Here is a 23,508-nt window from a genome sequence, read left to right on the forward strand (position 1 = left end):
ATCTGGCTGCACCAGACTCATCGCTCCGGCCTTCGTACTGTCAAGGCCCTATGTGACGGAACGCAGGATCGGGCGAAGGGCGCCCTCACGTCAGGAACTCAGCCGACACCGTCTCCAAGTTCGACCGCGGACGAGAACACCAAGTCCAGTTCAACGCAGCCGATTTCGACTGGATACGTTCCTCGTCCTCGCTGTTCAAGTGCGCGCTGAAGACCGGATGCACGCTGACGCTGGTGCGTTGAGTCTCTCCCTGTCGGAGTCAACTTGCCCTGTGCAATCATCACTTGATTCGGTTCGGGGCGGTAGAGGGGTGGCACCGTGCAAGCGAGGCTGCAGGGCCGGCGGCAGTGGGTTCTCCCGGTGTCCCTTGCTGTCGCATCGTCTCTCGGGATGCTCGGGGACCTTCTCTTCGGGGTGGGGCTCCCGCCGCTGCTCGCCAGTGGGGTCCTGATCGTCGCCATGGGCCTGGTCGCGGGCCTGACATTCGCCGGTGAGCGCCGGGCGGTTGCCCTGGTGGGCGACGCGGCGGCGGACCGCCGTCACGTGGACCAACTGAAACCCGCTCCCGTGCTTGTGGGCCGCGTCGAACTCGTCCAGGCACTCTGCAGCACCCTGCGGGACGTCGGGCCAGCGCAGGGTGCGATCAACACCGCAGACCCGACGCAGGGTCGCGCCAACGTCGTCGTACTGCACGGTGCTGGGGGGACTGGGAAGACGACCCTGGCCACGTACGCCGCCCACCAGGTCAAAGCCTCGTATCCCGACGCGCGTCTCTACATCGACCTGCGGGGCGATGACAACGGTGTCCGCAGCACCGACGCGCTGGAGCACTTTCTGCGCAGCCTGGGGGTAACGCCCACTGAGATCCCCGGCCCCGTCGGTGACCGGGCCGCCATGTTCCGGTCGCTGGTGGGTCCGTTGCGCGCCCTCGTCTTCCTGGACAACGCGAAGTCGACGGAACAGATCCGCCCGCTGATCCCCGCCGGACCGGGCTGCGCAGTACTGATCACCAGCCGCCGCCGACTCACCATCGGAAACATCAGCCACCGTGGGATGGTGCGTGTCTCCCTGCCAGAGGAGGACGAGGCGCTCGCCGTGCTATCCCACTACGCCGGCCGCGAGCGGGTGTTGGAAGACCCGGCGGCCGCTCTCAAGATCGTCCAGTTCTGCGGACGGCTGCCGCTCGCACTGGAGATCACCGGAGCACGGCTGAGCTCCCGGCCGGATCTCACACTCAACCGGATGTGCGCTCGGCTCGACGACGAGAGATCACGTATCGGCGAGCTCAGATACGACGACGCCAGCCTCCAGGCATGCCTCCTGATCAGCTACCGGGACCTGTCCAAGGAGGCACGACAGATCCTGAGCGGGATCAGTGCGCTCCCCCGAGGCCGGCTGACCAACTGGCACGTCGCGGCCATGGGCGGAAGCGCGCTGTCCTCCAACCGTGTCGTCGACGAGTTGATGGAGACCTGCATGATGGATGCAAGTGGGACGAGCGTTGCCGGGAACCGCTACAGACCTGCCGACCAGGCAATACCCCGCATCAGGGCCTAGCTGGCAACCTACCCAGGAGGAACCTTGAGAATGCTCATCAATGTCCCCGAGACCGTCGTCGCCGACGCGTTGCGAGGCATGGCCGCCGCCCACCCCGAGCTGAACGTGGACGTCGAGGGCCGGCTGGTGGTGCGGCGTGACGCTCCCCTGGCCGGGCAGGTGGGGCTCGTTTCCGGGGGCGGGTCGGGGCACGAGCCCTTGCATGCCGGGTTCGTCGGGCCGGGCATGCTGACCGCTGCGTGTGCCGGGGAGGTGTTCACTTCGCCCGTGCCGGATCAGATGGTGCGGGCCGCTGTCGCGGTGGACAGCGGGGCCGGGGTGCTGTTCGTCGTCAAGAACTACACCGGTGACGTGCTGAACTTCGCGATGGCTGCCGAGCTCGCCGAGGACGAGGGCGTGCAGGTGGTCCAGGTATTGGTCGACGACGACGTGGCGGTGCTCGACAGCGCGTTCACGGCGGGACGGCGGGGTACGGGGGCGACCCTGTTCGTCGAGAAGATCGCCGGGGCGGCGGCCGAGGAGGGTGCGCCTCTGGAGCGGGTGGCGGCGCTCGCCCGGCAGGTGAACGAGTCGTCCAGGAGTTTCGGGGTGGCGCTCAGTGCGGTGACCACACCGGCCAAGGGCAGTCCCACCTTCGATCTGCCTTCGGGAGAGCTGGAGTTGGGGATCGGGATTCACGGCGAGCCGGGGCGGGAGCGGCGTCCGATGATGACCTCGGGGGAGATCGCGGACTTCGCCGTGGACGCCGTACTGGACGACCTTCGGCCCAACGGGCCGGTGATCGCCCTGGTCAACGGGATGGGCGCGACGCCCCTGCTGGAGCTGTACGGGTTCAATGCGGAGGTGCAGCGGGTGCTCACCGAGCGGCGTGTGGCCGTGGTTCGTATGCTCGTGGGGAACTACGTGACCTCGCTCGACATGGCCGGCTGCTCGGTGACGCTCTGTCAGGTGGATGAGGAGCTGCTGCGGCTGTGGGACGCGCCGGTGCAGACGCCCGCACTGCGATGGGGCCGTTGAACACAGCGCTCCCGCCCGTGAATCACGCTTGCCGGAAAAGGAGATGACGTGCTCGACTCCGACTTCTTCCGCCGCTGGATGGCTGCCACGGCGGCTGCCGTCGACCGTGAGGCCAGCCGGCTGACCGAGCTCGACTCGGCGATCGGGGACGCCGACCACGGCAGCAATCTGCAGCGCGGATTCGCTGCCGTGACGGCCGTACTGGAGAAAGAGGCCCCGCAGACCCCGGGAGCCGTACTGACGCTTGCCGGAAAGCAGCTGATCTCGACGGTCGGGGGCGCGTCCGGGCCGCTGTACGGGACGCTCCTGCGGCGTACGGGAAAGTCCCTGGGCGACGCGGCCGAGGTGACGCCGGAGCAGCTGGCCGAGGCGTTCGGGGCCGGTGTCGCGGCGGTGGGGCAGCTGGGCGGCGCGCAGGCAGGTGACAAGACGATGCTCGACGCGCTGCTGCCTGCGGTCGATGCGCTGGGAGTGTCGTTCGCTGCGGCCCGGGAAGCAGCGGAGGCCGGGGCGCTCGCCACCGTACCGCTGCGGGCCCGCAAGGGGCGGGCGAGCTATCTGGGTGAGCGGAGCATCGGGCATCAGGACCCGGGGGCGACCTCGTCGGCGCTGCTTGTCGCGGCGCTCGCCGAGGCGGACGCCCCGCGCGCGGACGGCGGGGATGGCGCATGAGCGCCTCGAAGCCCGTCGGGATCGTTCTGGTCTCGCACAGCGGGCCGGTGGCCGAGTCCGTGGCGGAGCTGGCGCGGGGGCTCGCGGCGGGCGGGGCGACCGCGCCCGTGGCCGCCGCCGGCGGCACGAGCAGCGGTGGTCTCGGGACGAGCGCGGAGCTGATCGCCCAGGCCGCGCGGTCGGTCGACGGCGGCGCCGGAATCGCGGTGCTGGTCGACCTGGGAAGCGCGGTCCTCACCGTGAAGGCCATGCTCGCCGAGGGGGACGAACTGCCGGAGGGTGCACGCCTGGTCGACGCACCGTTCGTCGAGGGAGCTGTCGCCGCCGTGGTCACCGCGTCCGCGGGCGGTGACCTGGCAGCGGTGGAGGCGGCGGCAAGGGAGGCGTACGACTACCGCAAGGAGTAGTAGGGGGTGGGGGGTCTGTCGTACGAGCGCGATTGCGGAGTGTGCGTTGCGTCGTGCGCTCCGTTCGCGGGGGTGATCCCGCGGGAGCCCGTCCGTACGGTTGCGGGCGCCCTGGCCTTCGGGGCGTGAAGCGCCGGGTGGGGGTGTTCTGCCCCCACCCGGCGCTTCGGACCGGCGTGTCGTCAGGCCGCCGAGGCGGCCTCCGTGGCGGTGATGCCGATGTCCGCCCGGCTGGTCGTGCCGTTGACCGTCACCGCGAGCGTCACCGTTCCCGGGCGCAGGGCCGTGAGCGTGCCCGTGGCGGGGTCGAATACCGCCGTGTGGCGGTGGCCGGCCCCGGACTCGCGGCCGATGTGGACGTTCGGCGAGGCCGTCCAGTCCGCACTGAGCGGGAAGGCCACCGGGACTCGGCGCGCACCCTGGGTGACCGTCGCGTCGACCTCGGCGCGCTCGCCCGTGGCGAGGGCCGCCGGGGCGTCGAGTGCGAGCGCGTCGACATGAGCGCGGGTCTGCGCCGAGACCCAGTCGGGGGCGCCCTGCCACGGGCGGTGGCGGGCCGTGGCCTGTTCCTCCGGGGTGACGTGGTCCGCCCCGATGAGGGACCAGCCGGTGAAGCCGCCCTCGTCCGCAGGGCCTGCGGGTGTCTTGCCCGAGTTGCCGTTGATCAGGTACGGCACTCCGTCGACGTGCGAGGCGTGGAACACCCCGACGTGGCTGCCGATGAGGGCTGCCCCCTTGCCGGTCGTACGACGGAAGTCGGCGAGCCACCGTTCGATGAGAGTCGCCTCCTTGCGGTCCCCGAGCTGACTGCCCTTCTGTGCGGTGGGGTCGCGCGGCGGCACGTGCTCGATCAGCATGACGGAGCCGATGCCGGTGTCCCGCGCGGCTGCGTCGAGCTGTTCGCGCAGGTGCTTGATCTGGGCGAAGCCGCCGCCGCGCAGGCTCAGACTTGAGGTGTCCAGTGTGATGACCCGGGTGCCCTTGTGGTCGAAGGTGCGTTGGGCGGCGCCGAATTCGCCGACGAAGTTGTCGATCTTCCCGCCCATCACCTCGTGGTTCCCCGGGACGTAGTACCAGGGCAGCGAGTCCCCGAGTTCCTCGGTGAGGATTCTGCGGGCGAAGGCGAGGTCGGCGGGTGAGCCCTCGTCGACGAGGTCTCCGTTGATGACGAGGAAGTCGGGTGCCGCCGCCTTGATCTCACGCAGTGTGCGGCGGGCCTGGGCGACGATCGCGCTGTTCGGATCGCGGGCCACGAACTGGGCGTCCGACATCACCGCGAACTGCCAGTCCCTGTGCTCGGTCACCGCCGCCGGGTCGATCAACGGGTCCTCGACGGGGAGCTGTTCGGGGAGAGTGACCGTGGGCGGCACCTGGGCGGCCAGGTCGTCGATGACGATCTCGCCGGTGTATTGCCGTGCCGCCGCCGTCTCGGCGAGATAGAAGCGGAACACGGTCAGTGGCATCGCGACGCCCGCCGGTACGGCGAAGGTGACCTGCCGCCAGCCGGTCCAGGTGATGAACGGGCCGCGCAGCAACTGGTCCGAGCCCGCCGCGTCCTTGAGGTGCAGGGTCGGCCAGGCGCCCTTGCCGTCGCCCTTGATCCACAGCGTGTACGACTGCGGCTGACCGGGCACCGCGACCGGCTGGGGCGGGGCCGCGTAGGCGGCGCGCGTGGCCGTGGACTGGGTGAAGTCGTAGATCAGCTTCAGCCCGGTGCCGGTGTGGCCGTCGGGTGTCGCCGACAGGGATCCGCTCGCGCGGGCCTGGCTGAACTTCCATGACGCGGCGTCGTCGAAGGAGGAGACTGCCTGTTCGGTGAGGCCGACGCTGACGGCGAGGGCCGTGGTGGTGCCCGCGACGGTCGCACGGATCTGGCCCGCGCCGCTGCCGGTGCGGGAGGTGACGGTGAAGGCGCCCTTCCCGTTGTCCCGGACGTCGAACAGCGCGTGGTCGTAGTCGAGTTCGACGTCGCGCGGCTCGACGGGGGCGCTGGTGCCGTGGGCGTCGAGGCCGACGATGCCGAAGGTGCCGGTGGCGTCCGCGTCGGCGAGGCCGACGCGGCGGGTGGTGGGCTGGATACGGTCCAGCCGGTCGAGCACGGTGAGTCGTGTGCTGCCGCGGGCGGCACCCCGCTGGGCGATGACCTCGGTGGTTCCGCTGCGGCGGGCGGTGAAGAGGCCGGTGCTGTCGGCCTTGCCGACTGCGGAGCTCAGGGCGTTCCAGTGCGGGGTGCCTGCGGCGGGGCCGTAGGTCTCGTCGTAACCGTCGGCGGTGAGCTGGCGGGTCAGGCCGGGGAAGACCCGCTCGGGGTGGCCGCCCCGGACGGGGTCGTCGCCGGGCGCGGCACCGGCCGGGGTTCGGGTCTCCACCCAGAAGCCTTCGAGCCGGCCGCTGCCGTCGGGTGCGGTGAGGGCGAGGCCGTTGGGGACGGTGCGTTCGCTGCCGTCGGACGGGCTGTTCTCCACCTGGAGCGCGTCGCTGCCGGGCTCGCGTGCCACGAGCGTCGAGGAGCCGCCGCCGTCGAGGTTGAGCGCGCTGTACGAGCCGGCGTTCCGCATCATCGTGCCGAGTTCGGTGAGGGTGACGCCTCCGCTGTCGGCCTGCCGGCCGTCGACGGTGATCACCTGCATCGTGCGGCCGTCCTTGGAGAAGCCGACGGCGGTGCGGGGTGCGGGGGTGTTGTTGCCCTCGCCGTCGCGGTTCTGGGCGACACCGTCCACGACCAGGAGTTCGCGGCCCCCGACAGCGGTCCGCGGTACGTCTCCGCTGCCGGCGCGGGCCCTGTACTCCAGGACCACCGGATCGCCGGGCCGCAGAGCGGCCAGGAGGGCGGCGCCCGCCTCGCGGCCGACGAGGATCGTCGTGTCGTCGGGGACGGGGCCCGATCCCGGAGCGGACGAGACGGAAACGACCTTGCCGTCACGTACGGCGGCTTCCGCCACGGGTGTCGCGGCGTCGACGGTCAGCGCGCGGTCGGCGCTTCCCCACGCCGAGGTGTACGCGCCCACTCCCCCGGGCGGCACATTGGCCGCGTTGTACGCGGCGAGCGGGTGCCCGCCGGACGGGAGGGTGAGGGTGCCCTCGAAGTACAGCTCCAGGACGCGGCCCGCGCTCTCCGGGCCGATGCCGACCGCGCGGTGGATGCCGGGGGCCGGGGAGTGGACGGGCGCGCCGTCCTTGATTCCGGGTCCCTGCGGCGCGCCGGTCTGGTTGATGTCGAAGAAGTCGGCGTTGATCGCGGCGACGGTCCGGCGTCCGCTGCCGGGGTCGTGCGCGGCGGCGAGTTCGGAGACCGTACGGCGCTCCGCGACCTTGCCCGTGGAGAGGTAGTCGGCGCGCACGCCGTTGCCGTCGAGGTCGACGGAGAGGCTGTCGACCCGCAGCCACTTGTCGGATTCCAGGCGGTCGTACGAGGTGAGATGTACGCCGGGGGCGACCGGGCGGGAGGTGCGCGCGGTCTCGATGCCGTCGCCGTCCACGACGGATTGGGTCGCTGCGCCGTCCGCGTTGCTCGGAGCGGGCGGCGCGACGGGCCGCAGGACTTCGGCGGTGTTCACGGGGCGGGGGTCGGGGTTCGGATCGGCGGCTGCGGGGGTGATCGCCCCGGCCACGGTCGCGGAAACCGTCACGAGCAGCACGAGTGACCGCACAGCGGTGCCGGATCTGCAGAGTCCCACAAGTCCTCCTGGAGTGGCGCGGGTTGCCTGAACGGTAAGCGCTGTCGGCCGACAGCATGGCCGGACGCGGAGCGACGCACCAGAGGGCAACGGGAACATCAGAGGAAACAGCTCGGGGCGGCCCGATGACCTTCGTGATCACCCGAAGGTGGTCCGTATCGGGGCGTTTTGCGTTGCCTTGCCCGGTTCGTGTCTGCAGACTTGACGACATGTCGACGGGTAAGCGCAGTGCGGGACTTCTTCTCTTCCGGGTCGTGGACGCCGAGGACGGCCGCGATGCGGAGGTCCTGCTCGGCCACATGGGTGGCCCCTTCTGGGCGGGCCGGGAGGCAGCGGCCTGGTCGGTGCCCAAGGGGGAGTACACGGCCGAGGAGGAACCGGAGGCCGCCGCCCGCCGCGAGTTCGTGGAGGAGCTGGGGCTACCCGTTCCTGACGGTGTGTGGACGGCACTCGGTGAGGTGCGTCAGGCGGGCGGGAAGACGGTGACCGTGTGGGCGGTGGAGGGCGAGGTGGATCCTGCCCTGGCCGTGCCGGGGACCTTCACCATGGAGTGGCCGCGCGGCTCCGGCGTACAGCGGGAGTTCCCGGAGATGGACCGGTTCGCCTGGTGCACTCCGGCGGAGGCCGAGGAGCGCCTGGTGGTGGCCCAGCGCGTCTTCCTCGACCGGCTGCGGCGTCATGTGCGGGGCGAGGAGGCCCCTTCGGCGTAGTGGGACGGGTGTGATGTGACCGGCCGGCCCGCGCGCAGTTCCAGTCGGTCGCCGGTGAACCGGCCGCGGAAACTACGGTCGTGCGAGACCACGACGACGGCTCCGCGGTACGCGGCGAGCGCCGCCTCCAGTTCCTCGACGAGCGTGAGCGCGATGTGGTTCGTCGGCTCGTCCAGGACCAGCAGGTCGGCGGGCCTCGTCACGAGGCGGGCGAGGGCGAGCCTGCGCTGCTGCCCGACGGAGAGGTCCGCGACGGGGACGAACAGGTCCTCCGCGCGGAACAGGCCGAGGGCGAGCAGGTCCTCCTCGTACTCCTCGGGCAGTCCCGGCCGCCCTGCGGCGAACGTCGAGAGGAGGGAGCGGCGGGTCAGCCTGGCGGGGAGTTCCTGCGGGAGATAGCCGATCCTTGCCCTGCGCCTGACCGTGCCCGTGTCGGGCGCCAGGTCCCCGGCGAGCACCCGGAGGAGCGTGGTCTTGCCGGCGCCGTTGGGGCCGGTGATCAGGAGGCGCTGCCCTGGCGTGATGTGGAGAAGGGGCAGGTGGAGACGGTCGCCGACGGTGACGGATTCGAGCTCGGCGAGCGGTTCCTGGGTGCGCTGGGGGCCTGGGGGCCGGTGCGTGTCCGCCTCCGTCCCCATCTGCGTCTGCGTGGCGAGGGCCGGTTCGCCCGTGAAGACCAGCGGCTTCGGCGGGGCGGGCACGGGGGCGGCCAGCAGCCCGTCGAGCCTGGTCCTGGCGGCCCTGACCTGCCCGGACAGTTTGCTCTCGTGGGACCTGCGGTGCTTGCCGAAGCCCTCCCCCGGGTCGCGGCCGGATCCGTTGAGACGCCGCCCGGCCGAGCCGACGAGCTCTTCCGTACGGGCGACCTCGGCCAGCCACTCCTGGTGCTCCTGGACTCTGCGGCGGCGGTCGGCGGCCTTCGCGGTGCGGTACGCGGCCCAGCCGTCCCCGTACCGGGAGACGCTGCGCAGGTCCCTGTCGACCTCCAGGATCACGGTGGTGATCCGCTCCAGGAACGCCCGGTCGTGGGTGATGACGACGAGGGTGCCGCGGTGGGCCGCGAGATGGTCCTCCAGCCAGCCGACAGCCCTGCTGTCGAGGTGGTTGGTGGGTTCGTCGAGCAGCAGCAGTTCGGGGGCTGCGGCCAGTACGCAGGCGAGCGCCAGCCTGGACTGTTCACCGCCGGACAGCGTGCCGAGCGCACGGTCGCGGCCGAGGTCGCCGAGGCCGAGGCCGTGCAGGGCGGCGTCGACCCTGGCATCCGCCCGGTATCCGTCGCGCTGCTCGTACGCCGCCAGCAGGTCCCCGTACGCTTCGAGTTCCGCCTCCGTGGGCTCCTGCGCGGACAGTGCGGCCTCCGCCTCACCGATCAGCCGCTCAAGCTCGCGCAGTTCCGCGAGGGCCGCGTCGACGGCGTCGCGCACCGTGTCGCGGGGGCCGAGGCCGAGGGTCTGGGGCAGGGTCTGGGCGAGATAGCCGACGGAGCCGGGGAACCGGACGGTGAGTTCCCCGCTGTCCGGGTTCTCCCGACCGGCGATCAGCCTGAGGAGGGTGGATTTGCCGGAGCCGTTCTCCCCGATGACACCGGCCTTCTCGCCGGGGCGGACGGAGAGCGACACCTGGTCGAGGACGGACCGGTCCCCGTAACTCCTGGAGACGTCCTTCAAGGTGAGCCGGCCCCGGTCGCGGGCGGGCCGCTCGGGCGCGATCGGGTGCTCGGGTGCTGTCTGGTGCTTGGGTGACATGGGCGCTTTCCCTGGGGTGACTGCGGGCGGGGATGCCGGGCGGCAGGAGTTGATGGCGTCCTGGCCGGGAGTCAGAGAAAGAAGTAGTACGAACCCATGGGCCCCATCGTATCCGCAGGCGCGTCGGTGCGGCTGCGAGCCATGCGAGCCCTGTGCACATGAAGGCGTACGCACGGTGAACACCTGGGCTCCACAGGGGAGTTCATTGGTTCACGCACACAAGGCGGGATTAGGTTGTGGGGGTCACATCGGGACAGCACCGGGAGAAAGTCCAGTGAGCAGCGACGCACCTCGCAGCGAAACCGCCGAGCAGATCATGCAGCGCATCGACACGACCCGGCCGCACACGGCCAGGATCTGGAACTACTGGACGGGCGGCAAGGACAACTACCCCGTCGACCGCGAGGCGGGGGACCAGATCCGCAGACTGCATCCCGGCATCGGTGACTACGCGCGCGCGGACCGGCTCTTCCTCGGGCGTGCGGTGCGTCACCTGACGGCCGAGGCGGGAATCCGGCAGTTCCTGGACATAGGCACGGGCCTGCCGAGCGCGGACAACACGCACGAGGTGGCCCAGCGCGTGGCGCCCGAGTCGCGGGTCGTCTACGTGGACAACGACCCGCTGGTACTCGCGCACGCCAGGGCGCTGCTCACCAGCAGCCCCGAAGGGGCGACCGACTATCTGGACGCCGATCTGCGCGATGTCGACACGATCCTCGACCGGGCCTCACGGACGCTGGACCTCACCCGGCCGGTGGCGCTCATGCTGCTCGGGGTGGTCATCTTCATCGAGGACGACGAGGAGTCCTACACCGTGGTCCGCCGCCTCCTGGACGCGCTGCCGGCCGGGAGCCATCTGGTGCTGTCGCACACCGTGACCAGCCCTTCGATGCCGGATGTGGACGCCGCGGTCGCGTTCTGGAACGAGCACGGCACGCCCCGGCTGACCCAGCGGACCCCGGATGCCGTCGGCCGCTACTTCGACGGGCTGGAACTCCTGGAACCCGGTGTGGTCTCGTGCTCGCGCTGGCGCCCGGAGGAGGAGGCGGGGCCGATGCCCGAGGAGGTCGCGATGTTCGGAGCGGTGGGCCGCAAGGGCTGACTCCGTACGTCTCACCGCTGGGCGAACCGGACGAGTTCGAGGGCCTGTTGGGGGAACCAGGCTCCCGCGGCCGGGTCGGGGGCGCCGCGCTCCGGGTCCTCGGGGCCTTCCGTGCCGCGCAGGCACAGTCCGTCCGACTCCCCCGGGGTCTTGATCCACAAGGCTGCGTCGTGGAGCGGGTCGGCCGTACGTGTGGTGGGGCGGGCGCCCAGGCCCCGGTCCGGCGGATTGCACCAGTCCTGGGGGTCGGTGTACTTCCCGGCGGGCGGGGTCCAGGGGCCGCGGCCGTTGCGGCTGGAGTCGGTGACGTAGTGCTTCATCAGTGCCGGATCGGCGGGCGCGTTGGCGTCCAGCCAGGACTGCGCGTCGGCGCGCGGCCACCACTGGTTGGGGCACGCGGCGCTGTCACCGCCGCCGTCCACGTAGGCGAGGCAGGACGAGATCAGCTTCCCGTACCAGGTACTGGCCTCGTCGGTCTGGTAGTTGGAGGCGTTGGTGTAGAAGCCGGTCGCCCTCGCCACGCCGCCCGCGACGAGGCGCGGCACGATGCTGTTGACCGAGTGCCAGGCGGAGTGACCCGTGTCGAGGTAGACCTTGGTGCGGGCGAGGCTCCCGAAGGTGTCGACCGCGTAGTTGATCTCGGTGTAGCGGGCCGCGGTCCTCGTACCCGCGGCGTCGTCCTGTCCGCAGTCGGCGGGGAGCAGGGCGAGCGAGTCGGGTTCCAGGACGATCATCGCGTCGTGGCCGCCGATGCCGCGGGCCACGGCGTCCGTCCAGGCCCGGTATTCGGCGGTCGTGGACGCGCCGCCGCCCGAGTAGTTGGCGCAGTCGCGGCCCGGGACGTTGTAGAGGGCGAAGACCGGCACGGAGCGCTGCCTGTCCGCGTCCCGCACGACGCGTCGTGCCTCGCTCTCGACCTCGGCGGGGCTCTGGTCGCCGTACCAGACGGCGTGCGGTGTCCGGACCATGGACAGGATGCCTGCCGCGTCGAGGAGTTGGCCGTCCCGTACGAGTGCGAGCGCCTGCCGGTACGCGTCGGGGTTGGCGTCCGGCGTGTAGAGGCGGGTTCCGGAGCCGCCGGCCGTCGGGGCGGCGGCACTGCCTTCGGAGCCGTCGGCGCCGGCGGCCGGAACGGCCAGCAGCAGGGCTGCGGCGAGGGCAAGTGGCATGGCTCTGAGCAGAGTTGCTGTGCTGCGCATGGGTCATCCCTCGGTCACGGCGGGCGCGCGGGCGAACGTGCGGGAGCGCTCCCACGAGGGTCGCGGAGGGGCATGGCGGCGTCAAGACTGCTGCGGCATCACATGGGGAAGACCCCCCGGACGGCGCTCCGGCCGGAGACGGACGTGTCCTGTCCGCTCAGCGGCCGGGGCGCTCCGGTGCGGCGGCGACGCGGATGACGGCGAGGCCGCCGTCCAGGTCCACGGTGGAGTGGTGGGGCGGGGCCCCGTCCTCTTCGTCGTCGCGCATCAGGAGCGCGCTCCGGCGCTCCTTGAGCTCGCTCTGCTTGCCGGGCGAGAAGGTGGCGTGCAACTGCTCGAAGCCGGTCGCCGACACCTGCCCCTGGCGGGCGCTGTTGCGCCACGGCAGCATGCCGGCCCGCCCGGCGCGGAGCAGTATCTGATCGACGAGGGCGAGCACGGTCAGCCCGATGACCAGCCCGGGCAGAGTCATCATCGCGGCGAATTCCATGGCGCCAGTGTCCCGTACGTACGGGCGACGGCTTCCGGGAGGTCAGCCGTTGGGGAGGACGACGGCGCGACCGTTGATCCTGCCGGCGTGCAGGCGCTCGTAGGCGAGCGGGGCCTCGTCGATCGAGTACGTCTCGACGTGGACGTCGACGGCACCGGCGTGGGCGAGGTCGAGGACTTCGGCGAGTTCCTTGCGCGAGCCCCAGTACGGCGCGGTGACCGACGTACCGTACGGCAGCGAGCCGAAGCCGACGGGGAGGGCGCCGCCGCCGATGCCGACGATGGTGATGTCACCGTCGACGCGGGCGACCGCGCCGGCCGTCTTCACGGTGGGCGGTGCGCCGACGAAGTCGAGGACGACCTGCGCACCGGTGCCGCCGGTCAGTTCGAGCACCTTGGCGGCCGCGTGCTCGTCGGACAGGACGGTCTCGTGGGCTCCGACCGCCGTGGCCAGGGCGAGCTTCTCCTCGCTGACGTCGAGCGCGATGACGCGCACCGCCGTCATGGCGCGGAGCAGCTGGATCGCGACGTGTCCGAGGCCGCCAGTGCCGATGACGACTGCCGTGGCACCGGGTACCAGCTTGGGCATCGAGCGCTGGATCGCGTGGTACGGGGTCAGGCCGGCGTCGGTGAGCGGCACCGTCTTCACGGGGTCGAGGTCACCGATCGGCACGAGGTGGCGGGGGTTGTCGACGATCATGTACTCGGCCATGGCACCGGGCGCGCCGAGTCCGGGCGGGGCGATCCCGAGCTCCTTGGCACGCAGACAGTAGTTCTCCTTGCCCTCCGCGCAGTTCACGCACTGACCGCAGCCCCAGGGGCCGTAGACGGCGACCGGTTCACCGACCGAGAGTCCACGGACTCCGTCGCCGAGGGCGGCGACGGTGCCGACTCCCTCGTGGCCCAGGGTGAGGGGCAGCGGGAAGGGGAGTTCGTCGGCGCTCCAGCTCATCACGGCGATGTCGGAGTGACACACACCGGCGGCGGTGACCTTCAACAGGACCTGTCCGGGGCCGGGTTCGGGGTCGGGCACGGTGACGACCTCGGGAGCTGCGCCTACTGTCCGGTACTGAACGGCTTTCATGGAGTTCTCCTCAGTCTTTCCTTGTTCTTACTGCTCGCCCCCGGCCGGCTGCGTCCTTACTGCTCGCCCCCGGCCGGCTGCCTCGTGAGCAGCTCACCGGTGAGGGCGTCGAATGCCTGGCCGACCAGTTCGGGCAGGGCGGCCGGAACGCCGCCGCGCACCCAGGCGGCCTGGGCCGCGAGGAGCGCTCCCGCTCCTGCGGCGACCGTGACGGCGGGGCGGATGTCCTGCCGCGGGTCGACGCCCATCCGGTCCGCGATGACCGCGACCGACTCCTCCTGGGCGTCCACCCGGATGTGGTGGAAGGCCGCGTACAGGGTCGGTTCCTCCTCGGCCACGACCAGCAGGTCGAAGATCCGGGGGCGGCGGTGCCAGGGTTCCGCGGCGGGGTCGCCGAGCCAGTCGAGGACCGCGTGCCGGTAGGCGGTAAGCGGGGGTTCCTCGGCGGGGCGGGCTCGCAGGGCGTCGTTGATCAGGTCCCCGTCGCCCCTGAGTGAGTCGAGGACGGCGGCTTCCTTACTGGCGAAGTACCGGCTGAAGGTGCGCCGGTCGACGTCCGCGCGTTCCGCGATCTCCTCGACCGTCACGTTCTTCAGACCCCGGTCGAGTACGAGCTCGAAGGCGGCCCGCACCAGCGCGTCCCGGGTCCGGCGAGCCTTGCGGCTGCGCCTCTCCGGGGCCTTGCGTTCCGGATTCATATATGCACCGTACACCCAAAAATGTCCCGACGCGACAGAAGTCTCGTCGGGACATGGAGGGAGCGCTCGCCACTACTGCTCGCTACTACCGCTCGCTACTACCGCTCGCTGAGCGATTCCGCGGCCCGAAGGCCGTTCTCGTGCGGTGATTCGGCCCGTTGCCCGCGGTGCACGGTCGCACCGCGGAGGGCGAGCACCGCTATGTCGTCGCGGCGGACCCCGCCGGTGAAGGCTTCGAGGTCGGTACGGAGTGCTTGCACCACCTCGCGGGGGCCCCAGCGCACCCAGCGGCCCAGTCGTTCGTCCAGCGGATAGAAGGCGCCCGACGCGTCGCGCGCCTCGGTGACGCCGTCCGTGCAGACCAGGAGGGTGGCACCGGACGGGAAGTCGAACCATTCGGCGCTCCGCACCTCGGGGCTGAGTTCCGCCATGCCGAGCGGTACGGAGGTCCGCCGGAGCTTGACGACACCGGCCTCCCCGTTGTGCAGCATCCGGGGCGCGATATGGCCGCAGTTGACGGCTTCCACCCGGCCGTCGGCATCGAAGCCGAGGACCAGGGCCGTCACGAAGCGTTCGGCCTCACCGGTCTGGGCGGAGCCTGCGTTGTGCCGGACGACCGCGTCCTCCAGCGCGTCGGCGACCCCGGTGAGCGTGGGTTCGCGGATGGCCGCTTCGCGGAAGGCGCCGAGTACGGCGATGCCGGCGCCCATGGCGGCCAGGCCCTTGCCCTGGACGTCACCGATGACGACCCGGGTGCCGTGCGGTGACTCGACGACCTCGTAGACGTCCCCGCCGACGAGCCGGTCCTCCTCGATGGGCTCGTAGACCCCATGGGCGAAGACCTGGTCGGTCAGTACGGGCAGCGGGCGCAGGATCTGCCGCTGGAGCGCTCCGGCGGCGGTCCGCAGTCTGGCGATCTCGACGGCGTGGCGGATGCGCGCGGCGCAGGCCCCCACACCGAGGCCGCAGGCCAGGACCGTGAATCCGATGCTGAGTGCGAGAGACCAGAAGGTGTCGCCGATGAGGAGCCGGGAGACGACCACGACAGTCGTGACCCAGAGGGCGACGGCCACCGTCTGGCGGACCGTGCAGAAGACCGAGGCGAGTGCGGGGGCGACCACCAGCAGCGGAATGACCTGGAGGTCGGCGCCGATGAGGTAGTCGAGGACCACGACAAGGACGGTGAACACGGCGACGACGCCGGTCAGCGCCCGGCTGCCGATGCGGGAAGCGCCGGCTGCCAGCTCTCCCGCGTCCGGCTCCGCCATCCAGGGCGCCCGTGCTGCCGTACGACTCCTGATTCCCGTGGTCACTCGCATGCTCCCGTCGGCTGCTCCCAGGTCCGTTCCCGCTCTTCCTTCCAGTGGACCCCGGAGGCGGTGCGCGGCGGCATGGGCCTTTCGGCCCCGGCGGCGGGCCAAAGGTCCCGGACCGGGACGCGGCAGGACCTCCGGCCCATGGTTCCGGGCCGAAGGTCCTGTGCCCGCGGTCACGCCGTTCAGCGCCGGGCGGCGGGCGGGGTGTGCGGTACGAGCGCGGAGAGGAACTGCGTCCGGCGACGGAGTCCGAAGCCGAGCGATTCGTAGAGCCGGATCGCGTTGGTGTTGGATGCCGCCGCGTGCAGGAACGGTGTCTCGCCGCGTTCCCTGATGCCGTGGGAGACCGCCAGCAAGAGGCGGCCCGCGAGCCCCTGCCCTCGTACGGACTCGTCGGTGCAGACAGCGCTGATCTCGGACCAGCCCGTGGGACGCAGCCGCTCCCCCGCCATCGCGACCAGCGCCCCGGAACGGCGGATTCCGAGGTAGGTGCCGAGCTCGACGGTGCGCTTGGTGAACGGTCCCGGCCGGGTGCGCTCGACCAGTTCGAGCATCTCCGGTACGTCGGCGGGGCCGAGCAGTACGGCCTCCGGATCGGGGGCGGCGGGCACGGACTCGTCGACGAGCTGCACTCCCTCCGCGTGGAAGACGATCTGCCAGTCGGCGGGCGGGGGCTCATGGAAGGCGGTGAGGGTGACGGAGGCGCCCGGTCCGGCGAGCGCGGCGACATCGGCCCAGTCCCTGGCGTCCGGGTCGTCGGGCAGGGCCAGCCACGGGGTGACGTCCGGCGGGTAGCGCAGGATGCGGCCACGCTGCTCGGCGAAGCGGGCGTGGGGACCGGTCAGGGAGGAGCGGACCGGGTTGTCCAGCGGGTGCAGCGCCTGCTCGGGCCGGTTGCCTCCCGCGAGGGTGTCCGCGGAACTCATGGAGCCACCTCGATCACGATCTTGCCGCGTGCGTGTCCGCTCTCCACGGTACGCAGGGCCTGGCCCGCTTCGGCCAGCGGGAAGGTCTGCGTCACGTGTGCGTGCAGGACTCCCTCGACGACGAGACGTGCCACCTCGTCGAGCACGGCGGCGTTCCGGGCCCGCTTCACGGCCGCTCCGCCGAGCTCGGCCACCAGCTGTTTGCCTCCGGCGCTGATCAGCTTCGCGCGGTCGCGGACCAGACCGGCCGCGATGGTCAGGTCGTCGCCGCCGACCAGGTCGTAGACCGCGTCGATGCCCTCGGGGGCGGCGGCCCGGATGCGGTCGGCGACGCCGGGGCCGTAGGGCACGTGGACGGCTCCGAGCGACTCGACGAGGTCCTTCTTCGCGGGGCTCGCCGTGCCGACGACCCGGACGCCGAGGTGGCGTGCGAGCTGCACGGCGGCGACCCCCACGCCCCCGCCGGCCCCGGTGATCAGGAGGGTCGATCCGGGTGCCGGGTCGAGCTGGCGCACCCCGTCGTACGCGGTGGCCGCCGCGACGGACAGGGCCGCCGCGTCCGTGAACGACAGTGCGTCCGGCTTGTGCGCGGTGACGGCGACGGGCATCAGGGTGTACTCGGCGTATCCGCCGGTCAGCGGGCAGCCGAAGACCGCCTGCCCGGGTGCGAACCCCTCCACGCCCGGCCCGGTCGCCACCACGGTCCCGGAGGCTTCGCTGCCGAGGACGGCGGGCAGGACCGCGGGTGCGCTGCCAGGACGCGTGTACCCGTCGCGCAGCTTCCAGTCGACGGGGTTGACCCCGGCAGCCCTGACGGCGACGAGCAGTTCGCCGGGGCCTGGCTCCGGCAGGGGCAGGTCGGCGAAGGCTTCCGCCTCGGGTCCGCCGTGCCGGGTGAATACGTACGCCTTGGGCATGAATTCCCTCGCTCCGGTTCATCTCGTCGGCTGCCCCGCGGGCGGCCGGCGGCGCGGCAGCCGCAGGGCGACACCAGCGGCAAGTCCGTTCGCCGTGCACGTATTCCCGGGGCGGCGGACTGTTCATGACCCCGCAATCGGCGGACCGGACGCCCCGGCGCCCGGTGCCCGCCCGCGCCCGCGCGGGCGGCCCTCCCGCCCGGTCGCGAGCCGGACATCGAAATCAACTCAAAGAGCGTGGAATACCGGCCGGTCGGGCTCCAAGCCCCTTCCGTCTGTGGCACTCTGGAGCCGATCGCCCCACCGGGCTCCCCCGTACCGGTGGGGCGGTTCTGTGATCTCCCGGGCCGCGCACGGCCCCTGCCGAGGAACTTCGCCACCGCTCCCGGCGATTACCGGCCAAATGACACGTATCCCCGGATCGGCTCCCTCCGGCACGCATGACCGCCGGGGTCGGGGGCAGGCGCTAAGACCTCATGGCCAACGACCAGGGGAGCGTGACGAGATGACGGCGCAGACTGCGCGGACCACCGATGCGCGAGCGACGGGGGCCACGGTCGAGCTGCCGTGGATCGAGGATGCCGGGAAGATCGCCCCGAAGGACGCACGCGAGCTGTCGAAGCTCTTCTTCGACCGGCTGCAGGTCCTCGAAGAGGGCACCGCGGAGCACCAGTACGCGCGCAACACCCTCATCGAGATGAATCTGTCCCTGGTCCGCTTCGCCGCGGGCCGGTTCCGCAACCGCGGCAGCGGCGACATGGAGGACATCGTCCAGGTCGGGACGATCGGTCTGATCAAGGCCATCGACCGCTTCGACCTGTCCCGCGAGGTCGAGTTCACGTCCTTCGCCGTTCCCTACATCGTCGGGGAGATAAAGCGATTCTTCCGTGACACCACCTGGGCCGTTCATGTGCCGCGGAGGCTCCAGGAGTTGCGCGTCGATCTCGCCAAGTCGAAGGAGTCCCTGTCGGGGGACCTCGACCGCGAACCCACGGTCCACGAGCTCGCCGAGCATCTGGGGATCGAGGAGGAAGAGGTCACCGAGGGCATCGTCGCCGCCAACGGCTACACCGCCGGGTCACTGGACATGCCGACCGACACCGCGGAGTCGTGGAGGCTCAACGCGGGTGGGCGCACGTTCGCCGATGTGCTGGGCGAGCCGGACCCGGCCATGGAGATCGTCGAGAACCTGCATGCCCTGGCGCCGCTGCTCTGCGAGCTGGACGAGCGCGAGCGCCGGATCATCGACATGCGTTTCGGCCAGGAGATGACACAGGCGCAGATCGGCGAGCAGCTCGGCATCTCCCAGATGCATGTCTCCCGGCTGCTCAGCCGCATGCTGCGCACACTCCGCAGCGGGATGCTCACCGAGGACTGAACGTTTCCGCGGCCGGGAGCCTCCCCTGTTGCGGCAGCATGTCGACTTCGTGGCCAAATCCCCATGGAGTGACGGGAGTTATTCATGGAGACGGGTGAGGTGGGCAGTCTTGTACTGCCCTGCACCTGACTCTCCCGCTTCCCGTCTCATCTCCTGGAGTGCTCATGAGTTCCGTACCGCCGTCCGAGGCCGCCTACGACCTGATGCGGCTGCGGCAGTGGACCCGCGGCCGTGCGAGATCCGCCGGGATCGGCCGGCGCGATCTGCTGAAGCTCGTTGCGGCGGCTTCGGTGGCCGCGCCGATCGTGTCGGCCGCCGCCTCGCCCGCCCATGCCGCGGGTTCGCTTCCCGGTGTGGTGAAGCCGCTGCCGCCCGAGCTGTTCACGCTGCGCGGCACGAACGCCGAGACGAACTTCGCGGCGCTGCGCGGGACCGGGCTGCTCACGCCCGCCGACCGCTTCTTCGTCCGCAACCACACCGCGACGCCCCGGATCGACGCGGCCGACTGGCGGCTCAGGATCTGGGGCGACGGGCTGACCGGCGGACCGGTGGAGTTCGGTTACGCCGATCTGCTCGCCCTTCCTTCGGTCAGCCGTACGGCGTTCGTGGAGTGCGCGGGCAATGCCCGCAGTTTCTACGCCTCGCAGCAGAACCAGCCGGTCAGCGGCACCGCGTGGACCCTCGGGGCGATCGGGGCGGCGCGCTGGCGCGGAGTGCGGCTGGCGGACGTGCTGCACCGGGCGGGCATCAGCCGCGACGCCGTCGACGTGCTGCCGCGCGGACTGGACGGCGAGGTCGTCAGCGACGGTGTCGAACTGGGCCGGGTGCGCAGGCCGTTGCCGGTGGCGAAGGCGCTGGACGACGTGCTCCTTGCCTACGAGATGAACGGTGAGCCGCTGCCGCCCGACCACGGCTTCCCGGTCCGGCTGATCGTGCCGTCGTGGGTGGGCATCGCGAGCATCAAGTGGGTCGGCGACATCGAGGTGAGCACCGAGCCGCTGCTGTCGCCGTGGAACACGACCATGTACCGGCTGTTCGGCCCCGCGCATCCGCCGGAGGGCAGCGCTCCGCTGAGCCGGCAGACGCTGAAGAGCGCGTTCGAGCTCGCGCCGGGTGCCTCGTTCACCGCGCACCGGCGGGCGTTGCTGACGGGCCGTTCCTGGTCGGGAGGGGCACCGGTGCGTTCGGTGGAGGTCAGTACGGACGGGGGTACGCGATGGCGCCCTGCGCGGCTGCGGGACGAGCCCCGGCCGGGCAGCTGGGTGCGCTGGTCGGCCGACTGGGTTCCCAGCGCGCGGGGGCCCGCCGTGCTGCTGGCGCGGGCGACGGACGGTTCCGGCCGCAGGCAGCCGGAGGTCTCGGTCCACAACGCCCAGGGCTATCTGTTCGACGCGGTGGTGCGCCATCCGGTGACGGTCGTCTGAGGGGTGGCCGTGCCCGTACGACGTGGGACCCGCCGCTATTCGGCGCGTCCCGCGTAGTACGTGGCGATCATGTCCTCGGCGCCGTGTCCTGACGCCTCCGCGCGGGCGAACCGTGCGGTGGAGGCCGTGACCAGATCCAGCGTCACTCCGGTGGCCTCGGCGGCTTCGAGGACGAGGCGGGCGTCCTTCAGCGCCGTGGACAGGGCGAAGCTCGGCGTGAGGTCCCCCGAGATGACCGCGCCGGCCTTCCCCTGGAGGTACGGGGTGTCCAGCGGGCCGCCCTTCATCGCGTCCAGGAACAGCTGCGGGGCGACGCCGAGCCCGTCCGCGAGGTTGAGGCACTCGGCGACGCTGTTGACCAGGTTGATCACCCAGGCGTTGGCGACCAGCTTCAGCCGTGAGGCCTCCCCCGGGGCCTCGCCCACCCAGAGGGTGCGCTGCCCGATCGCGTCGAGGACCGGCAGTGCGGTGGCACGGGCGGAGGAGGGCCCGGACACGAAGACCGTCAGCATGCCGCGCTCGGCGGGCTCCTTGGTGCCCAAGACCGGCGCGTCGAGATAGACGAGCCCGAGTCCGGCGGCCTGGTGGGCGAGGTCCGTGGTGGCGTCGGGGCCGACCGTGGAGCTCTGCAGCCAGATCTGGCCGGGGCGCAGGCCGGGGGTGGCGGCCGTGAGGGTCTCGGCGACGGACCGGCCGTCGTTCAGCACGGTGAGGACGACATCGGCGCCGCGTACGGCGTCATCGGCGGTGTCCGTGACGGTGGCACCTGCGGCGGCGAGGGGCCGGGCCCTGTCCTTGGTGCGGTTCCACGCGCGGACCTGGATACCGGCCCTGAGCAGGCTGCGGGCCATACCGGAGCCCATGATCCCGGTACCGAGGACCGCGACGGTGGGACGGCCGGGGACGGCGCCGGGCGAGGGTGCGGGAGCGGCTGTCATACGGAGGTTCCTTCCGTCGGCCGCGCCCGGGGGAAGCGCGGCGCGGCGGGTAGGACTCAAGACTGCCGCAGGGCGCTCTCCAGTACGGCGCTGTGCACGGCCCTGGCGAGTCGCGCGCCCCAGGGCGACCGTGGCCCGGCGAAGGGTTCGGACGGGCCGGTTCCCGGTTCCGGCGCGGCGACGCAGACCGCGTCGGTGGGGGTACCCGAGCAGTCGAGGCCGGCGTCCAGGAGTGCCTGGACCTTGGCCTCGGTGGCGGTCGCGACGGCGTTGACCAGTGCGGCGTCGGAGAGGGCCACGGGGAGGGTCACGACGATGTTGACCGTGCCCAGCCGCGGCGGGCCCGCCACGCCATCGGCCGGGGTTGCGGCCCATCCCCGTACGCCGAGTCCGGCGGTGACGGTCGCGGTCACGCCCTCGTCGGACGCCACGGTGCGGGCGGTGACGTCGGCGGCCGTCATCAGGCCGGCGCCGGGTCCTGTGAGGGCCTCGGCGGCGGCGATCTCGGCGAGATGACGGTCCGGGTCCATCCGTGGATAGCCGCCGGGCACCTGGGCGTTGAGGATCCAGGCGCGGGTGCCGATCCCGCCGCCGAGCACGGCGCTGCTGCACACCCGCCAGCCGGGGCCGAGCCGCCAGACCAGGTGGTGGAGGCGGTGGCCGTCCTCCTGCCGGGTCAGCAGTTCGCCGCGTTGTTCCGGCAGGAGGACACGTACGGAATGGATGGTGCACCCCCGGTGGCACGGCGCGACGAGGTCGTCGATGGCCTGTCGATCGTTGACCTGCCGATCATAGGTGCGGCCGGATGTGCGTCAGACCTCGTGCCGCGCCATGGCGATCAGCCGGTCCAGGACGGCGGCGTCGGCGCGCACCCCGTCGTGGGCGTACGCGGCCGTGACCCAGGTGCGCAGCCCGCGGACCGCGTCCGCCGTGGCGAGGGCGTGCTCGCGGTCCACGTACATGTCGTCGTGGTAGACGGCGGCGACGACCGGGACCTCGTTGGCGGCGAGCCGGTCCGGGTCGTACAGGGGCGGCCAGTCGGTGCGGGCGGCGAGGATCCCGGCGGCGCCGCGCAGCGGGACGAGCGCGGGGTCCTCGTCGAACTGCCAGGGGTAGATCATCTCGCCGGTGAACCGGAGCGGGGCTCCCGGAGCGGCGTCGAACGCGGGAAACTCCTCGCGCATCCGGTGGGCCGACCAGTTGGTGGGTCGGCCTCCCTGGGCGTAGATCGGCTCGTGGAGGGCGGCGTACAGGGGCCGTTCGGCGAAGGACACGGCGGCGTCGACGCCGCGCAGGAAGGTGTCGGTGAGTTCGGGTCCGTGGGCGCCTTGGGTGAACGCCGTCTCCAGGAGGTAGTGGAGTGAATCGAACTTGCCGGCGGTGCCGAAGGTGATGCCGAGGGTCTGGAAGCGGCGGACGGTGAGGCGTTCGCCGGTGGGCATGCGGACGTCGTGCGCGGTCAGGTGCGCGGCCACCGCGTCGGCGAGGGCCTGGTCGCCGGGGTAGCGGGCGAAGTAGCGCTCGTTGTGGGCGAGCGTGCGGGCGTAGGCGGCGCGGTAGACGTCGTCGGCGTGGCCCGTGAGCGTGGGGAGGCCGCCGGTGATGTACGCCTGGGTGAGGCCCTCGGGTGCGATGCCGAGGTACGTGAGGGTGGTGAAGCCGCCGAAGCTCTGGCCGAGGACGCTCCACGGCCGGTCGCCCTGGAAGTACCGCCGCAGCTGCTCGGCGTCGCGGACGATCGAGTCGGCGCGGAAGTGCGCGAGATGGCCGGCGGCCTCGGCGTCGGTGCCGAACCGGGCGAGGGTACGCCGGTCGGCGGGCGTGGAACGCCCCGTACCGCGCTGGTCCATGAGGACGACCCGGTGGTCGCGCAGGGCCCGGCGGAGCCAGGCGCCCGCGGCGTTGGGGCGTTCGGCCCTGCCGCCGGGGCCGCCCTGGAGCCAGAGCAGCCTGGGGAGTTCCTCGTGTTCCCGGCCCGCGGCGGTGACCTCGCGGGCGAACAGCTCGATCGCCGGGCCGCCGGGGTTCCCGTGATCGAGGGGTACGTCGAGGGTGTGGTCCGTACAGAGCAGGCCGCCGTGGCGGTAGGAGACGGGGGCGGGGGTGGGGGCGGTCATGGGCGCTCCTTTGTCGCGTCTCAAGAGGGTGTCGCAAAGGGGTGGGGCAAAGGGGTGGGGCCGGGGGGCGCCAATGGCCGGCGCGGGGGGCCGGGGGGGGCGGCCAGCCGGCCGTCAGCGCGCCAGGCCGCGGCC

At 71.8% G+C, this 23,508-nt stretch carries 20 protein-coding genes; 8 read left to right on the forward strand and 12 right to left on the reverse strand.

The annotated features are described in order from the left end of the window. The first annotated feature begins 390 nt into the window (after positions 1–390). From ACWGO0_RS32230 to ACWGO0_RS32245, 4 genes are read left to right on the forward strand one after another with little or no spacing between them, the layout of a single operon-like run. Positions 391–1,557, forward strand: a complete 1,167-nt coding sequence (locus ACWGO0_RS32230) for an NB-ARC domain-containing protein (protein ID WP_453543112.1) — start codon at positions 391–393, stop codon at positions 1,555–1,557. A gap of 24 nt (positions 1,558–1,581) precedes the next feature. Further along, positions 1,582–2,574 carry a dihydroxyacetone kinase subunit DhaK gene (gene dhaK, locus ACWGO0_RS32235; protein ID WP_453543115.1) on the forward strand — a complete coding sequence of 331 codons (993 nt, stop codon included), beginning with the start codon at positions 1,582–1,584 and terminating at the stop codon, positions 2,572–2,574. A 48-nt stretch (positions 2,575–2,622) separates the two neighbouring features. Next, the gene (gene dhaL, locus ACWGO0_RS32240) at positions 2,623–3,246 is read left to right on the forward strand and encodes a dihydroxyacetone kinase subunit DhaL (RefSeq protein WP_453543118.1); all 624 of its coding nucleotides are present in this window, start codon (positions 2,623–2,625) and stop codon (positions 3,244–3,246) included. Then, entirely contained in the window at positions 3,243–3,653 is a 411-nt protein-coding gene (locus ACWGO0_RS32245; RefSeq protein WP_453543121.1) for a PTS-dependent dihydroxyacetone kinase phosphotransferase subunit DhaM, read from the forward strand. The genes dhaL and ACWGO0_RS32245 overlap by 4 nt, the downstream gene beginning before the upstream one ends. A gap of 182 nt (positions 3,654–3,835) precedes the next feature. On the opposite strand, the gene ACWGO0_RS32250 is transcribed toward ACWGO0_RS32245, so the two are convergent. Next, entirely contained in the window at positions 3,836–7,330 is a 3,495-nt protein-coding gene (locus ACWGO0_RS32250) for a phosphodiester glycosidase family protein (protein ID WP_453543124.1), read from the reverse strand. Between the two features lie 209 nt (positions 7,331–7,539). On the opposite strand from ACWGO0_RS32250, the gene ACWGO0_RS32255 reads away from it, so the two are divergent. Beyond that, positions 7,540–8,040 carry an NUDIX domain-containing protein gene (locus tag ACWGO0_RS32255; protein WP_453543127.1) on the forward strand — a complete coding sequence of 167 codons (501 nt, stop codon included), beginning with the start codon at positions 7,540–7,542 and terminating at the stop codon, positions 8,038–8,040. Here the strand turns inward: ACWGO0_RS32255 and abc-f are convergent. Then, the gene (gene abc-f, locus ACWGO0_RS32260; protein ID WP_453543129.1) at positions 8,007–9,785 is read right to left on the reverse strand and encodes a ribosomal protection-like ABC-F family protein; all 1,779 of its coding nucleotides are present in this window, start codon (positions 9,783–9,785) and stop codon (positions 8,007–8,009) included. The genes ACWGO0_RS32255 and abc-f overlap by 34 nt on opposite strands. Before the next feature lie 316 nt (positions 9,786–10,101). Here abc-f and ACWGO0_RS32265 point away from each other — a divergent pair, with 316 nt between their 5' ends. Then, positions 10,102–10,887, forward strand: a complete 786-nt coding sequence (locus ACWGO0_RS32265; RefSeq protein WP_453543164.1) for an SAM-dependent methyltransferase — start codon at positions 10,102–10,104, stop codon at positions 10,885–10,887. Positions 10,888–10,898: 11 nt separating this feature from the next. Here ACWGO0_RS32265 and ACWGO0_RS32270 read toward each other — a convergent pair whose 3' ends face one another. The 7 genes from ACWGO0_RS32270 to ACWGO0_RS32300 all read right to left on the reverse strand — a co-directional run bounded on the left by ACWGO0_RS32270 (position 10,899) and on the right by ACWGO0_RS32300 (position 17,516). Beyond that, positions 10,899–12,086 (reverse strand): glycoside hydrolase family 6 protein, encoded by a 1,188-nt coding sequence (locus ACWGO0_RS32270; protein WP_453543132.1) that lies wholly within the window; start codon positions 12,084–12,086, stop codon positions 10,899–10,901. A 157-nt stretch (positions 12,087–12,243) separates the two neighbouring features. Beyond that, positions 12,244–12,576: a DUF6191 domain-containing protein gene (locus tag ACWGO0_RS32275; protein WP_453543135.1), complete on the reverse strand. Its 333-nt coding sequence runs from the start codon at positions 12,574–12,576 to the stop codon at positions 12,244–12,246. Positions 12,577–12,618: 42 nt separating this feature from the next. Next, the gene (locus tag ACWGO0_RS32280; RefSeq protein WP_453543138.1) at positions 12,619–13,659 is read right to left on the reverse strand and encodes an NAD(P)-dependent alcohol dehydrogenase; all 1,041 of its coding nucleotides are present in this window, start codon (positions 13,657–13,659) and stop codon (positions 12,619–12,621) included. A 56-nt stretch (positions 13,660–13,715) separates the two neighbouring features. Next, positions 13,716–14,357, reverse strand: a complete 642-nt coding sequence (locus ACWGO0_RS32285) for a TetR family transcriptional regulator (RefSeq protein ID WP_453543141.1) — start codon at positions 14,355–14,357, stop codon at positions 13,716–13,718. Between the two features lie 98 nt (positions 14,358–14,455). Then, positions 14,456–15,625 (reverse strand): PP2C family protein-serine/threonine phosphatase, encoded by a 1,170-nt coding sequence (locus ACWGO0_RS32290; protein WP_453543167.1) that lies wholly within the window; start codon positions 15,623–15,625, stop codon positions 14,456–14,458. Between the two features lie 230 nt (positions 15,626–15,855). Beyond that, the gene (locus ACWGO0_RS32295; RefSeq protein WP_453543144.1) at positions 15,856–16,599 is read right to left on the reverse strand and encodes a GNAT family N-acetyltransferase; all 744 of its coding nucleotides are present in this window, start codon (positions 16,597–16,599) and stop codon (positions 15,856–15,858) included. Further along, the gene (locus ACWGO0_RS32300) at positions 16,596–17,516 is read right to left on the reverse strand and encodes an NADP-dependent oxidoreductase (protein ID WP_453543147.1); all 921 of its coding nucleotides are present in this window, start codon (positions 17,514–17,516) and stop codon (positions 16,596–16,598) included. The genes ACWGO0_RS32295 and ACWGO0_RS32300 overlap by 4 nt, the downstream gene beginning before the upstream one ends. 505 nt (positions 17,517–18,021) lie before the next feature. Between ACWGO0_RS32300 and ACWGO0_RS32305 the strand changes: the two genes are divergently transcribed. Then, positions 18,022–18,894: an RNA polymerase sigma factor SigF gene (locus tag ACWGO0_RS32305; protein WP_453543150.1), complete on the forward strand. Its 873-nt coding sequence runs from the start codon at positions 18,022–18,024 to the stop codon at positions 18,892–18,894. A gap of 164 nt (positions 18,895–19,058) precedes the next feature. Continuing rightward, positions 19,059–20,318 carry a sulfite oxidase gene (locus ACWGO0_RS32310; RefSeq protein WP_453543152.1) on the forward strand — a complete coding sequence of 420 codons (1,260 nt, stop codon included), beginning with the start codon at positions 19,059–19,061 and terminating at the stop codon, positions 20,316–20,318. A gap of 35 nt (positions 20,319–20,353) precedes the next feature. On the opposite strand, the gene ACWGO0_RS32315 is transcribed toward ACWGO0_RS32310, so the two are convergent. The 3 genes from ACWGO0_RS32315 to ACWGO0_RS32325 form a co-directional block, all read right to left on the reverse strand. Continuing rightward, the gene (locus tag ACWGO0_RS32315; protein ID WP_453543155.1) at positions 20,354–21,256 is read right to left on the reverse strand and encodes an NAD(P)-dependent oxidoreductase; all 903 of its coding nucleotides are present in this window, start codon (positions 21,254–21,256) and stop codon (positions 20,354–20,356) included. 56 nt (positions 21,257–21,312) lie between these two features. Further along, positions 21,313–21,936: an adenosylcobinamide amidohydrolase gene (locus ACWGO0_RS32320; RefSeq protein WP_453543170.1), complete on the reverse strand. Its 624-nt coding sequence runs from the start codon at positions 21,934–21,936 to the stop codon at positions 21,313–21,315. 132 nt (positions 21,937–22,068) lie between these two features. After that, positions 22,069–23,373, reverse strand: a complete 1,305-nt coding sequence (locus ACWGO0_RS32325; RefSeq protein WP_453543158.1) for an alpha/beta fold hydrolase — start codon at positions 23,371–23,373, stop codon at positions 22,069–22,071. Between the last annotated feature and the right edge of the window lie 135 nt (positions 23,374–23,508).

This window comes from Streptomyces sp. NPDC055749 (genome assembly GCF_053617235.1).

What these genes read in the sequence shown, in the direction of transcription:
- ACWGO0_RS32230 (WP_453543112.1), top strand. Translation starts at nt 391, where the DNA reads ATGCTCGGGGACCTTCTCTTCGGGGTGGGGCTCCCGCCGCTGCTCGCC.
- ACWGO0_RS32245 (WP_453543121.1), top strand. Translation starts at nt 3,243, where the DNA reads ATGAGCGCCTCGAAGCCCGTCGGGATCGTTCTGGTCTCGCACAGCGGG.
- ACWGO0_RS32255 (WP_453543127.1), top strand. Translation starts at nt 7,540, where the DNA reads ATGTCGACGGGTAAGCGCAGTGCGGGACTTCTTCTCTTCCGGGTCGTG.
- abc-f (WP_453543129.1), bottom strand. Translation starts at nt 9,785, where the DNA reads ATGTCACCCAAGCACCAGACAGCACCCGAGCACCCGATCGCGCCCGAG.
- ACWGO0_RS32265 (WP_453543164.1), top strand. Translation starts at nt 10,102, where the DNA reads ATGCAGCGCATCGACACGACCCGGCCGCACACGGCCAGGATCTGGAAC.
- ACWGO0_RS32270 (WP_453543132.1), bottom strand. Translation starts at nt 12,086, where the DNA reads ATGCGCAGCACAGCAACTCTGCTCAGAGCCATGCCACTTGCCCTCGCC.
- ACWGO0_RS32275 (WP_453543135.1), bottom strand. Translation starts at nt 12,576, where the DNA reads ATGGAATTCGCCGCGATGATGACTCTGCCCGGGCTGGTCATCGGGCTG.
- ACWGO0_RS32280 (WP_453543138.1), bottom strand. Translation starts at nt 13,659, where the DNA reads ATGAAAGCCGTTCAGTACCGGACAGTAGGCGCAGCTCCCGAGGTCGTC.
- ACWGO0_RS32285 (WP_453543141.1), bottom strand. Translation starts at nt 14,357, where the DNA reads ATGAATCCGGAACGCAAGGCCCCGGAGAGGCGCAGCCGCAAGGCTCGC.
- ACWGO0_RS32290 (WP_453543167.1), bottom strand. Translation starts at nt 15,625, where the DNA reads ATGGCGGAGCCGGACGCGGGAGAGCTGGCAGCCGGCGCTTCCCGCATC.
- ACWGO0_RS32295 (WP_453543144.1), bottom strand. Translation starts at nt 16,599, where the DNA reads ATGAGTTCCGCGGACACCCTCGCGGGAGGCAACCGGCCCGAGCAGGCG.
- ACWGO0_RS32300 (WP_453543147.1), bottom strand. Translation starts at nt 17,516, where the DNA reads ATGCCCAAGGCGTACGTATTCACCCGGCACGGCGGACCCGAGGCGGAA.
- ACWGO0_RS32305 (WP_453543150.1), top strand. Translation starts at nt 18,022, where the DNA reads ATGACGGCGCAGACTGCGCGGACCACCGATGCGCGAGCGACGGGGGCC.
- ACWGO0_RS32310 (WP_453543152.1), top strand. Translation starts at nt 19,059, where the DNA reads ATGAGTTCCGTACCGCCGTCCGAGGCCGCCTACGACCTGATGCGGCTG.
- ACWGO0_RS32315 (WP_453543155.1), bottom strand. Translation starts at nt 21,256, where the DNA reads ATGACAGCCGCTCCCGCACCCTCGCCCGGCGCCGTCCCCGGCCGTCCC.
- ACWGO0_RS32325 (WP_453543158.1), bottom strand. Translation starts at nt 23,373, where the DNA reads ATGACCGCCCCCACCCCCGCCCCCGTCTCCTACCGCCACGGCGGCCTG.